At 63.2% G+C, this 11,920-nt stretch carries 11 protein-coding genes; 6 read left to right on the forward strand and 5 right to left on the reverse strand.

The genetic code is table 11. The features are described from left to right. Positions 1-29 precede the first annotated feature (29 nt). Positions 30-2,057 (forward strand): cytochrome P450, encoded by a 2,028-nt coding sequence (locus ACOGI4_RS02750; RefSeq protein WP_419842417.1) that lies wholly within the window; start codon positions 30-32, stop codon positions 2,055-2,057. A gap of 120 nt (positions 2,058-2,177) precedes the next feature. Here ACOGI4_RS02750 and ACOGI4_RS02755 read toward each other — a convergent pair whose 3' ends face one another. The 5 genes from ACOGI4_RS02755 to rpmH are packed head-to-tail and all read right to left on the reverse strand — an operon-like array spanning position 2,178 to position 4,458. Further along, positions 2,178-2,579, reverse strand: a complete 402-nt coding sequence (locus ACOGI4_RS02755; RefSeq protein ID WP_419842418.1) for a Jag N-terminal domain-containing protein — start codon at positions 2,577-2,579, stop codon at positions 2,178-2,180. Next, complete coding sequence (locus tag ACOGI4_RS02760; RefSeq protein WP_419842419.1) at positions 2,494-3,699, reverse strand: YidC/Oxa1 family membrane protein insertase; 1,206 nt, start codon at positions 3,697-3,699, stop codon at positions 2,494-2,496. Before ACOGI4_RS02760 ends, ACOGI4_RS02755 begins: the two co-directional genes overlap by 86 nt. Then, the gene (gene yidD / locus ACOGI4_RS02765) at positions 3,699-3,968 is read right to left on the reverse strand and encodes a membrane protein insertion efficiency factor YidD (RefSeq protein ID WP_419842420.1); all 270 of its coding nucleotides are present in this window, start codon (positions 3,966-3,968) and stop codon (positions 3,699-3,701) included. The genes ACOGI4_RS02760 and yidD overlap by 1 nt, the downstream gene beginning before the upstream one ends. Next, positions 3,965-4,327: a ribonuclease P protein component gene (gene rnpA, locus ACOGI4_RS02770; protein WP_419843075.1), complete on the reverse strand. Its 363-nt coding sequence runs from the start codon at positions 4,325-4,327 to the stop codon at positions 3,965-3,967. Before rnpA ends, yidD begins: the two co-directional genes overlap by 4 nt. Further along, positions 4,324-4,458: a 50S ribosomal protein L34 gene (gene rpmH / locus ACOGI4_RS02775; RefSeq protein ID WP_419843076.1), complete on the reverse strand. Its 135-nt coding sequence runs from the start codon at positions 4,456-4,458 to the stop codon at positions 4,324-4,326. Before rpmH ends, rnpA begins: the two co-directional genes overlap by 4 nt. 650 nt (positions 4,459-5,108) lie before the next feature. Between rpmH and dnaA the strand changes: the two genes are divergently transcribed. The 5 genes from dnaA to ACOGI4_RS02800 all read left to right on the forward strand — a co-directional run bounded on the left by dnaA (position 5,109) and on the right by ACOGI4_RS02800 (position 11,897). Then, the gene (dnaA, locus tag ACOGI4_RS02780) at positions 5,109-6,680 is read left to right on the forward strand and encodes a chromosomal replication initiator protein DnaA (RefSeq protein ID WP_419842421.1); all 1,572 of its coding nucleotides are present in this window, start codon (positions 5,109-5,111) and stop codon (positions 6,678-6,680) included. Between the two features lie 384 nt (positions 6,681-7,064). Further along, positions 7,065-8,174, forward strand: a complete 1,110-nt coding sequence (gene dnaN, locus ACOGI4_RS02785) for a DNA polymerase III subunit beta (RefSeq protein ID WP_419842422.1) — start codon at positions 7,065-7,067, stop codon at positions 8,172-8,174. After that, positions 8,171-9,247 (forward strand): DNA replication/repair protein RecF, encoded by a 1,077-nt coding sequence (gene recF / locus ACOGI4_RS02790; protein WP_419842423.1) that lies wholly within the window; start codon positions 8,171-8,173, stop codon positions 9,245-9,247. Before dnaN ends, recF begins: the two co-directional genes overlap by 4 nt. Further along, positions 9,244-9,630 carry a DUF721 domain-containing protein gene (locus ACOGI4_RS02795; protein WP_419842424.1) on the forward strand — a complete coding sequence of 129 codons (387 nt, stop codon included), beginning with the start codon at positions 9,244-9,246 and terminating at the stop codon, positions 9,628-9,630. The genes recF and ACOGI4_RS02795 overlap by 4 nt, the downstream gene beginning before the upstream one ends. A 323-nt stretch (positions 9,631-9,953) precedes the next feature. Beyond that, positions 9,954-11,897, forward strand: coding sequence for a DNA gyrase subunit B (locus ACOGI4_RS02800; protein WP_419843077.1), 1,944 nt, complete (start codon positions 9,954-9,956; stop codon positions 11,895-11,897). The last annotated feature ends 23 nt before the right edge of the window (positions 11,898-11,920 follow it).

The raw sequence follows: 11,920 nt of genomic DNA on the forward strand, positions 1-11,920 counted from the left end.
CTGCCTGCAAGCGAGGGCAACGCCTAGCCATGCCAACCGACAGCACCACGGCAGCTCATGCCTTGACGCTGCCCGAAGAACTCATCTTGATCCTCCTCAACGAGGAGAGCGGATACTTCCATCAGGTCCCCGGCTGGCATTTGAACTGTGCTGTTGCCGGCGCGACACTTGCCGAACTCTCGCTGCAAGCCCGCATCGACACCGATATGGATCAGCTGATATTGCTGGACCGTTCCCCTACCGGGGATGCCGTGCTGGACCTCGCACTCCAGCAGATCGGTTCGGAGACCGAATCCAACAACGCTCAGCATTGGATCGAGCGCCTGGCACCGAACGCAGAATTGATGATCGATCTCATTCTCGACCGTTTGACCGCTAGCGCTCTACTCGAATATCACGAAGGCAACTTCTGGACGCTCTCTTCAGTGGCACGCCACAGCGAGTTTGTCGACGCCGGCAACGAGGATACGGCGATACAATTCATCAAGACACGCATCGCAAAATCGATCTTCGGCGGCACTATCCCGAGTCCGCGAGATGTCATCATCATCGGTCTCGCAAACACGTGTGACGTGTTGCGATGTATCTTTGAGATAGACAACGATGCGCAGCATCGTATTGAACTCATCTGCAAAATGGATCTGATCGGACGCGCTATCGCGCATGCGGTCGAACAGAACCTCACCGGTCCAGCGTTAAGACGGGCCGCGCTCACTAGGCCGGTGCCGCGTGTGCCGATGCGTCGGCTCGTGTTCAACCGGCAGGCTTGGCGTGGCAACCTTCCAGCGTTCTTCGCCGATCTCAAGCAGCAATTCGGATCGGTATTCGTCATCAAGCCGCCGTTGACGAGGTCTCCCCTCTACGTCCTCGCAGGCATCCAAACCAATCGGTGGGTCCATCGTTACGGACGAATGTACCTGCGTTCACGCGATTATTTCCGGGACCTTGAGAGCGCATATCATGCAGCAGGTCTGCTGCCCGCGCTCGACGGTGCTGATCACTTCCGTTTGCGCAAGGCGATGCGGCCCACGTACTCGCGGGCCAATCTCGATCGGCATCGTCACGACCTACATCAGCATGCGCGAACGCACATCGCCACGTGGAAGGAAGGCGACACCTTTCCGCTGGTACACATGTGCCACCACTACGTCAATGCCCAATTGTCGCCCCTGTTCGTGAGCATTGACTCGCAGGACCTAGTGGACGACGTGATTGCCTACAAGCAGCGCGCCTTGAACACCAAAGTTGCCAAAGTGCTGCCGGGCTTCTTGTTGTCCACGCCGGGCATGAAGCGCAAAGCGAAATCCGTCGAGGCGGCCGTGGAGAGGATTCAGCAGACGCATACATCAGGCCAGCGTGCTGGATGCCCACGTGATCATGCAGATGACCTGCTCGCGTTGCACAACAGTGATCCAGTCTTCATGCCAGAGTCCAACATGAAGTTCGCACTGTCTGCACCCATACTGGCTGCCATGTATGTCGGCGATGAACTCAGTTTTATCTTGCATGCGTTGATCTGCCGACCTGACATCTACCGATGTGTACAGGCGGAGGCCGCAGCTGTCTTCGGGCAAGACGAACCGCGCTGGGACCTCTTGGATTCGGACGAAATCGATGTCACCATGCGGTTCTTCAGAGAGTGCCTGCGGATGCACCCGACAATTCCAGGCTCGATTCGGACGGTGATGAATTCGTGCGTAGTCGAAGACTGCGAACTGCCCTTCGGGGCTCGCGTCTTTGTTGCCGCTACAGCGTCGCACTATTTGAACGAAGCGTTTCCCGACGCGCACCGCTTTGACATCGACCGCTACCTGCCAGCGCGTAGCGAGCATCGTTCGCCGGGCTATGCCCCCTTCGGCCTCGGCACGCACAGCTGTCTCGGTTCGCGATTGGTCGAGCGACAGCTCGTCGCTGATATACTCAGGTTGGCTCACTACTTCACGATGGAGCTGGCGAAGCCCCGCCGTCGGCTGCGGATCAGTCCTTTTCCGTCCATGTCGGTCAGCCGACGTGTCCAAGTCGTCATCAAGGAACAACGGCATCCCATCGTGGTGTGACCGATAGCACTCATGCCGCACGGGCGCTGCTAGGCCGGTTTGCGCCGTCTCGTGTGCGGCTGCCTCAAAGCCGGGGTCGGAAGCTCCGGTTGCAATCTGAGCTGTGGCATGGAATCTGGATCATCGAACGTTTCTCTTTGGGCCGTTTCTCCGCGCGCCACCGGATCGCCGACGCGACCTGCTGCGTGAGCGGTGCTGGTCGTCAACGCGTGGCGGCGGGCCGGTCGGGCGCACCCGCATGCGGACACGGGCGGGTTGACGTCGAAGCCCCCAGAACGAACGCTTCGGCGAAGCGAGCACCTCGTACTCGGCATCAGCATCAGCAATCGCCAGCGCATCGAGCGCGCGATCGCGCGCCTGTGCCACGGTATCGCCGGTCACCACGATCCACTCCACGAAGTTCGGCCCTAGACCGTCGCACCGACGACCGCGGCAGTCATCGCTTGCGCCGATTGCGCGTCTTGCCGTCCCCAGCGGTACGACGACTCTGAATGGGCTTGGACTCCGAGGCCCGTTCAGCACGGTCCCGTCCCGCGCCGCCCCCGCGCTTGCGGCCGGGATGATCGGCTTGGCGTCGTCGAGACGCGGGCGCTGTACCGCGCTTGGCACCGCCGCGCGCTTCGGCCGCGGGCTCAGGGGAACGAGTCCGGCGAATGCCCGCTGCACCGGGCGCCACCGATGACGGCACCGATCCGTCGACCGCACCCTGCGAGCCTGAGCTTGAGCGCCGTTCCGCACTGCGACGCTCGCGTTCTGCTCGCCGACCGGCCTCAGCGTCAAGCGCCTTGCGTGAACGCTGATGCGGGACGGGTCGTCGTGGTTCCGGTGGGGGGCCTGGGTCGGCTTCGGCCGTCTCTGGGGCAGCGTCCGCGGCAGTGAGCGAGGTCGGCGGCTTCATCGTCTTGTGAATGAACGCCTGGGTCAGCATCCGGTAGATGCTGGAGACGATGAAGTACGGCACCAGCGCCGCGGGCACGAAGAAGCTGAAGACCGGCAGCATGAACGGCAGGTACTTCATGAGGATTTCCATCTGGCGATTCGGCATGGATCCCGCGCCGCGCCGCGATGCCATCTGGCGCTGCTGGAGCCATGCCAGCACGAACGTGACCGCTATGAGCCCGAGATACGGCAGCCCGTCGACGAAGTTGGCCTGCACCACGTCTTTGGCTGACTCGGCCAGGTCCATCCCCAAGGACCGCATCTCGCCGCCTGCTTCGACGATGTCGGTGTACATCCGCGAATCAGGGCTCAAATTTCGGGGAAACGGATTGTCCGGCGGATTGTCATCGGGAATGCGCAGATTCCAGATGACTCGGTACAGCACGATGAAGATCGGAATCTGCACCAAGTTCGGCAAGCATCCGCCTAAGGGACTCACGCCCTGGGACTGGTACAGCTTCATCATCTCTTCGTTGAGCTTCTGGCGATCCCCGGAGTGCCGCTTGCGCAGCTGGGTGAGCTCGGGCTGCAGTGCCTGCATCTTCGTCATCGACCGTGCGCCCCGCAGCGTGAGCGGCGTGAAGAGCAGCATGATGGCCAGCGTCAGCATGCTGATGGCGAACGTGTAGTCGGGGACCAGCGAGTAGAACCACGCCAACACCGCGGCGATGCCGTCGAAGATCGGATCGGCCCAGTCGAACATCAGTGCTCCAAGCGTGCAGCGCCCGTAGCCGAACGCCGGCGTTCGCGACCTTCGACGCTCGACGTCGGCACAGGGTCGTAACCCCAGCCGCCCCAGGGACGGCAGCGGCACACGCGGCACATGGCCAGCCAGCTGCCGCGCAGTGCACCCCACGCTCTCAGGGCATCCAGCGCGTACTGCGAACAGGTCGGCTCGAAGCGGCACGTCGGCGGTCGGGACCGCGGGAGCGCACGGTACAGCCGCACCGCGATCATCAGCGCTCTGGTCATGCGTCCACGCTGGTGTCCGGCGTGACGCTCGCAGCGTTCAGCGCCTCGGCCGCCACCAGCAGCTGGACGAGGTCGGCCCGGAGCCCACGGTAGGTCAACGCCGACACAGCCTGCCGCGCGCCGATGAGGTACCGGCCCGGCACCAAGTCGAGTCCCATTTCGCGCAGGATCGCCCGCAGCCGGCGACGAACTCGATTGCGCAGCACCGCCGTCCGAACGCGGCGACTGAGCGCGAACGCCACTCGTGGCGTTGCCAAGGAGTGGTCGGCAGCGAATCTCAGCCACAGCAGCTCGCTCTCGAATCGGCGACCCCGGCGCAGTGCTGCGAAGTCGGCGCCGCTGCGACACGAATCGATCAGGCGCTCAGCCGTTGCCGGCCCTTGCGTCGACGAGCGTTCACAATCGCCCGGCCTGCGCGCGTGGCCATGCGATGGCGGAAGCCGTGCCTGCGAGCACGTCTGCGGGTGTGGGGCTGGTACGTGCGCTTCACGCTGACACTCTCCTGGCGATCTCCGTTGCGGGCATTCCCCGTACAGCAGCGGCTCGAGGACTCGCCCTTGCGCCGCTCGCTCCTGGGGACCCGTGGGCCACGACAGCCTACGAGCTGCGATGCGCAACGCTGACATGCACAGCGCGCAACGAACGCGGCGCGCGCAGCAGCGGTGCCGTTCGACACGGGCCGCGCGCGACGCGACAGGCTTCCCGCGCGGTCCAGCAGGTGGCGTGGCATGGCTCGACGGAGAGCTGCGCACAGGGATTCAGCAGCGCATTGCGCAGCGTGCCAGACAGCCACGGCCAGCCACGGCGCGTAGCCGACTGGTGCGTGTGCAACGAGCGCTTGCAGCAAGGTCGGCGGGGCCATAGATTCCCGCCACTGGAATCTGTTGAGAGCACCGCCGCGCACGATGCAGCCTCAGCGGTGCCCGAGGGTTCGAAGCCAAAGAGGTCGACGTGGCAAACTCTCCGCACGCCGGTGCTGCTGCACCACGGGTGCCGGCGCAACAGGTGGAGCATCAACCTCGCAGACCACCGGTTCCCGAATCTGGCGCGCCTGACGCGACGAACAGCAGCGATCGGCGCGGCACAGACTCGGCTGCTCCGCACAGGGCCGTTGCGGGCACACATGCGGTCAGCGACGGCATGAGCCCGGACGAGCTGTGGGCGCAATGCCGCGAGCTTCTGCGGACAACAGTCTCCGACGCGCTCTGGCTGGGCTGCTTTCGTCATCTGAGGGCCGTACACATCGACGCAGAGCTGGCGGTGCTGGCCGCGCCCAACAACATGATCCGGGACCGCATTGCGCGGCGGTACCTGCCGATGCTCCAGGCTGCCTTCGACCAGCTGCCGCTGCGGCCGCAGTCGTACCGGATCACGACCGGCTCGGACACCGACGCCTGCATCCCGGAAGCAACCAACCCGGCAACAACCAACCCGGACGAGACCACTCTGGCCGAGGCCGGACCGGACGAGGGCGCGGCGCTGGGTCCATGGACGGCGTCAGCCACCGATGCCGCTGCATCGAATGCCGTGCCGCCAGAACGCGCGGTGCTCGCCAGCAACACAGCCGTGTCCAGTTCCGCGGTCGCCGAGACTTGGCATCCGGCCAGCGGACCTCCTCCGATCGACACAGGCAGCGGCAGCCCAGCAACGACTGAGCAGGCATCCGGTGAACAGGTGGCGAGACACGTTTCACTCATTGACGGCACCAGCCTGCGCTACACCTTCGACAACTTCGTGACTGGCAGCAGCAACCGATTTGCACAGGCTGCCGCGCTCTCCGTAGCAGAGACTCCCGGCGTTGCCTACAACCCGTTCTTCGTTTACGGAGGCACTGGCCTCGGCAAGACCCATCTGCTGCAAGCTATAGTGAATTACTCAAATGCCAATATGCCGCACCAGCGCACTCGTTATGCCTCGACGGAAACCTTTCTTTCCGAATTCATTGACGCCATACGCATGAACTCCACGTCAGACTTCAAGCGGCGTTACCGTGAACTCGATATCTTGCTGCTGGACGATATACAGTTCATGGAAGGCAAAGAACGACTACAAGAAGAACTCTTCTTTACCTTCAATTCACTGCATGTGGCTGGCAAACAGATCGTGCTCTCTTCCGACCGGCCTCCGCGCAGCATCTCGACACTATCAGATCGACTCCGCAGCCGATTTGAATGGGGACTCATTACCGACATCCAGCCGCCTGATCTCGAAACGAGAATTGCCATCCTGCAGAAGAAAGCTGAACAAAAACAGGTTCCGGACGCTGTGCTCGAACACATCGCGCATCTCATTACAAACAACATCCGTGAACTCGAGGGCGCACTCGTGCGCGTCACGGCATACGCCAGCCTCACACGGAATCCGATAACGCTCAGCATGGCACAGCAGATGCTCAGTGATACAGGTGAACCAGAGGAAAAGACTATCACCACCGACATGATTCTTGACATGACGGCTGATATGTTCGGATATGATGTGACTGACCTCATTGGTCAACGGCGCCAACAGGGACTCGTCAAAGCGCGGCAAATCAGCATGTATGTCATGCGCCAACTCACCGATCTAAGTTATCCTGCTATTGCTAGCATCTTTGGCGGACGAGATCACACTACAGTCATGCACTCAGTCAAAAAGGTCACCAGTCTATTGCCTTCTGAGCGCAAGGTTTACGACCAAGTCGAACAGCTGATTGCCCGTGTACGGGCTGCGTAGTCTGCGCTCAGGGAATGACAGGCACGTGACACCGCAGGTGCGAGATGCACACATCGGATCGCGAAGCCAGCCGGCGCGGCTCAGCCTGTGACATTGATGCCAGCATCAATGCAGCCGTCAATTGTGGATTACCGGCGAGGAAGCCCTCGAAGAAGTTCGGGAAACATCGACGTTCGCCATGCGCCACACTGCGCGGGCAGGTCGCGCCGACAGCCGGTTGTGGAAGCTCCAGAGCGCGCTGTGGAGGACCTGAGCGTCGCTGACCTGCAAGAACGGCGAGTCTTCCACAGTGCACAGCGTCTACAAGCTCTACAGACTATACTGAATTCGTCATGTTGATTGCTGTTCGCTGCAGCAAGGACATCTGAACAGGGAGCATCTGCTGTGGAGCTGCATATTGAGCGAGACGTCTTGGCTGATCAATTGGCGCTGGCGAGCCGTGGCGTCAACGTGCGCGGTGGCGGACTGTTCGTGCTGACCGGATTGCACATTCAAGCCGACGGCGAAGGACTGGTCGTTACCGGCACCGATCTCGACTTGACGGTGCGGACGCAGCTGCGTACGCCAGTGGAACGGGAGGGCGCATCCGTCGTTCCTGCTCGGCTGCTGACCGACATCGTCCGATCGTTGCCAGCCGGGCAAGTCAGCGTTCGTGTCGATGGTGACGAGATGCAGGTGTCCGGTTCGAAGACTCAATTCTCTGTCCGGACGCTGCCCGTCGCGGATTTTCCCAGTCTCCCTCAGCCGGCTGGCGAGGATGTCACGGTGTCGGCTAGTGACTTGGCGGAGGCATTTCGTCAAGTGGTACGGGCGGCAAGTTCTGACGAGGCCCGGCCGATCCTGACCGGCGTGCTGTTGACTGCCCGCGACGACGGATTGCGGCTTGTGGCTACCGACTCGTATCGCCTCGCGCTGCGCGATCTGCGCGATGCCCATGTGCTCGATGCGGGACAGCAGGTGCTCGTGCCGTCACGAGCGCTCGAAGAACTCGGCCGGATGCTGAACCGAAGCAACGAGGTGACCGTGCGGCTCGGCGAGCGCGACGCGTGCTTCGAGATCAGCGAAGAAGGCCAATCGGTTCAGCTGAGCTGTCGCCTCATTGCTGGTGATTTTCCGAGCTACGAAGCACTGATTCCCGCGACCCATGACAATCGTCTGGAGATCGAGCGAGCTGCACTGCTCAACGGTGCGCGCCGTCTCCGCTTGCTAGCCCGCGATACGAACGCGCCACTGCGCATGGAACTCAGCACTCACAGTGTCGAGTTGATGGTCATCAGCACCGATGTCGGCAGTGCGACCGAACAGATTGATGCCACCTACCAAGGAGATCCGGCCACAGTCGCCTTCAACCCTGACTACCTCATTGAAGGGCTCGAAGCGGCAGGAGGCGACGTCGTCGAGATCGTGCGACTCGACGCGCTGAAGCCCGCCGTGCTGCGGAGTCCGGGACAATCCGATTTTCTCTATCTGCTGATGCCCGTGCGGGTGTCGTGATCGTCGAGTGGCTGAGCGTCGAGAATTATCGCAATCACCGGTCGTCGAAGCTGATACTTGACTCGCGCTGCACGCTGGTGGTTGGGCCCAACGGACAGGGCAAGACCAACCTGCTTGAGGCTTTGAGCTTGCTGTCCGGTTCTGGCTCGTTTCGCGGGGCCGTTGCGGAGACGCTGGTGCGAGCTGGCTGCGCACAGGCGTACGTGCGTGCGCAGGTTCGACAGCACCGTCGCACCAGGCTGGTCGAGCTGGAGATCGCCGCCGCCGGACGATCCCGTGCACAGGTCAACGGGCAGCGAGTGCGATCCCTGCACGACTTGGCCGACGTCGTCAGCGTGGTGGTGTTCTGCCCAGACGATCTGGCCATCCCCGCCGGCGGACCGGCCGTGCGCCGTGCGTTGCTCGACGAGGTGCTGACCGGCACCGATCGCAACTACAGGTCCATGCGTCTCGACTTCGAACGGATACTGCGCCAGCGGAACAACCTGCTGAAGCAAGCCGGTCATCAGCCCGACGGCGATGCTGTACGAACTCTTGATGTCTGGGATACGCAGATGGCCTCCGTCGGCGAGGCGATCGCGCAGCGGCGCGAACGCCTGTGTACTTCGCTGCTGCCCCCGGCACTGGACGCTTACTGTCGGCTCGCCGGGACGGCAGCCGATCTCCAGGTCACCTACGACGCGCCGTGGCGCGCGGAATCCTTGGCCGCGGCGCTGACACGCGCACGTCCCGACGACCTGCGACGCGGAACGACCACCGTAGGCCCGCACCGAGACGACGTCACCATCTGCCTTGACGGACTGCCGGCGAGAACGCACGCGTCACAGGGGGAGCAGCGCAGCATTGCGCTGGCGCTCCGGCTGGCGCAACACCGCTACACGGCACAGACAAGCGGTGTCGAACCCGTGATTCTGCTGGACGATGTGTTCTCCGAACTCGACAGCAGGCGGGCTGAACGGCTCGCCGGCTGTCTTCCTCCGTCTCAGACGGTGGTGACCTCGGCGACGGGTCACGTTCCGTCTGGGCTGGAGGCCTGCCGCCAGGTGCAGGTCCGGCGCGGCGAGGTCATGTGAGCAGTCGCCGGCGCGGCCCCGACCAAAGCGGCCCTCGGCCGATCAGCGACTCGCTCAAAGCGGTGGCGGCGGGCTTCGGCTCGCGCGGACGGGCGTTGGATCTCCACCGTCGGTGGGCGGCCGCGGTCGGCGAGACCATCGCGGCGCACTCACGTCCGGAGCGCCTGGAATCCGGACGGCTCACGGTGGTTGTCGACGATCCCGCGTGGGCGACGGAACTGCGCTATCACTCGGCCCGGATTCTGAGCGCCTTGAATGCTGACGATCTGACCGCGTCAGCCGGCGTTGGATCTCGTGCTGGGGCAGCTGATGCGACCGCCATCTGCCATCTACGGCTGCGGGTGGACGCGAACATGCGGCTCGACGCCGGCGAACAACGCTGACCTGCGGCTTTGTGCACCGACGTGCAGCCGCGGCTACCGGCGCAGCGGTGCGGCGCAACACCCGCAGCACGGTAGGCTGACGGTCTGCGAGGACGGGGAACGACCAGGAACGAAGTACCGGAGGCGGACTGTTCGGCACCGTGTATCCGTGCTGTCACCCCGCCCAGCGCCCGGCTCGTGCGCCATGTCCGAGCGCAGCACACTCAGAGCCCACCCAAACCTCGGAGACTCAGCGAATCCATGGCGCGCCCCAGGCACACACGTGCATCGTGACTGATCTTGCCGCAGCACCCAGGCCGGCAACCGCCGGCGACGGCGTGGTCGTGTCCGCCGGCACGGCTGTCGAGGACTACAACGCGAACGCCATCACGGTGCTCGAAGGGCTCGAGCCGGTACGGGAACGGCCGGGGATGTTCATCGGCTCAACTGGCCCCAGCGGCTTGCATCATCTTGTGTACGAGGTGGTGGACAACGCCGTGGACGAAGCCATGGCAGGGCATTGCACCTCCATCGAGGTCACACTGCACGATAACGGCGCGTGCAGCGTCACCGACGACGGCAGGGGCATCCCCGTCGAAGCCCATCCGCAGCATCCCGACAAATCGGCTGCCGAGGTGGTGCTGACGGTGCTGCACGCCGGGGGCAAGTTCGGCGGCGGCGGCTATCGCGTCTCAGGCGGACTGCATGGCGTCGGCGTTTCAGTGGTGAATGCGCTGTCGCGCGAACTCGAAGCGGTCATCGACCGTCAGGGCCGTCGCTGGCGATTGCAGTTCGTCAACGGCGGCGAACCGGTCGGCGGGCTGACAGACCTCGGCCCGTCGCCCGGCGCGAGCACAGGTACCACCATTACGTTTCGGCCCGATCCCGCCGTGTTCGACCACGTCGAGTTCCGGGCGCAGACGCTCACCGAACGACTGCAGATGATGGCGTTCTTGAACGCAGGCCTGCGTATCGGATTCACCGACGAACGCAGGCCCGATTCGCCGCGACACGAGTTCTGCTACCCCGGCGGCATCCGTGACTTCGTTCGGCATCTCAACGAGTCGTCCGAGTCGCTCTTCGACGATGTGGGATACCTGTCGGCAACCGAAGACGGCGACGAAGTGGAGATCGCGTTCCAATGGAACAGCGGGTTCAACACCGATGGCATCCACAGCTTCGCCAACGGCATCAACACCATCGAGGGCGGTATGCACGCCGAGGGGTTTCGCTCGGCTCTCACGTCCGCAGTGAACGCCTACGCGCGCGACCGCAAGATGCTGCGGCCGGACGACAAGAATCTCCAAGGCGACGACATCCGTGAGGGTCTCACCGCGGTCGTCAGCGTGCGAATGCAAGCACCGCAGTTCGAAGGCCAGACGAAGGCCAAGCTGGGCAATACGACCATGCGCAGCTTGGTACACAAGTCTGCGTACAGCGGCCTCAGCGAGTGGTTCGAGGAGCATCCCAGCCAGGCGAAGCTGGTGGTGGGCAAGGCGGTGGACGCGCGACGGGCGCGACTGGCTGCACAGAAGGCACGCAACACCGTCCGCAAGTCGGCGCTGCAAGGCGCAGGACTGCCCGGAAAACTCACCGACTGCTCCTCACGCAACCCAGACGAGTCCGAACTCTACATCGTGGAAGGTGACTCAGCAGGAGGTTCGGCAAAAGAAGCCCGCGACCCGGCAACGATGGCGATCCTGCCGATCCGCGGGAAGATCCTCAACGTCCAACGCAGCCGTCCCGAGCGGATTTTCGACAACAACGAGGTCAGCGCCTTGGTCTCAGCAATCGGCGCAGGCGTGGACGGTGCCACCGGAGAAGGCGGCTTCGATGTCTCGGCTGTTCGTTACCGCAAGGTGATCCTGCTGTGTGACGCCGACGTGGACGGCAGTCACATTCGCACGCTGTTGCTGACATTCTTCTTTCACCGGATGCGAGCACTGCTTGCCACGGGTTGCGTCTACATCGCTCAGCCGCCGTTGTACTCCACCAAGGTCGGTGCCGAGACCGTCTATCTCAAGGACGACCGCGCCAAGACGGCGTTCTTGGAGTCGCGACCGCAGCATCGCAACGAGTTCCAGCGCCTCAAGGGCCTCGGGGAGATGGACGCGCAGGAACTCTGGGACACGACGATGGACCCGACCCGTCGGACCTTGCTGCGAGTCACGTTGGAAGAAGCCGCAACAGCAGATCTGATCTTCAGCATACTGATGGGTGCTGACGTGGAAGCTCGCCGGCATTTCATTCAGAACAACGCCAGCGACGTTCGTTTCCTCGACGTCTGACCAGCGTGCAGATGGCCAGAGTT

Source organism: Candidatus Poriferisodalis sp. (assembly GCF_965205175.1).
Lineage (GTDB): Bacteria > Actinomycetota > Acidimicrobiia > Acidimicrobiales > Poriferisodalaceae > Poriferisodalis.

What these genes read in the sequence shown, in the direction of transcription:
- ACOGI4_RS02760 (WP_419842419.1), bottom strand. Translation starts at nt 3,699, where the DNA reads ATGTTCGACTGGGCCGATCCGATCTTCGACGGCATCGCCGCGGTGTTG.
- yidD (WP_419842420.1), bottom strand. Translation starts at nt 3,968, where the DNA reads ATGACCAGAGCGCTGATGATCGCGGTGCGGCTGTACCGTGCGCTCCCG.
- dnaA (WP_419842421.1), top strand. Translation starts at nt 5,109, where the DNA reads ATGAGCCCGGACGAGCTGTGGGCGCAATGCCGCGAGCTTCTGCGGACA.
- ACOGI4_RS02750 (WP_419842417.1), top strand. Translation starts at nt 30, where the DNA reads ATGCCAACCGACAGCACCACGGCAGCTCATGCCTTGACGCTGCCCGAA.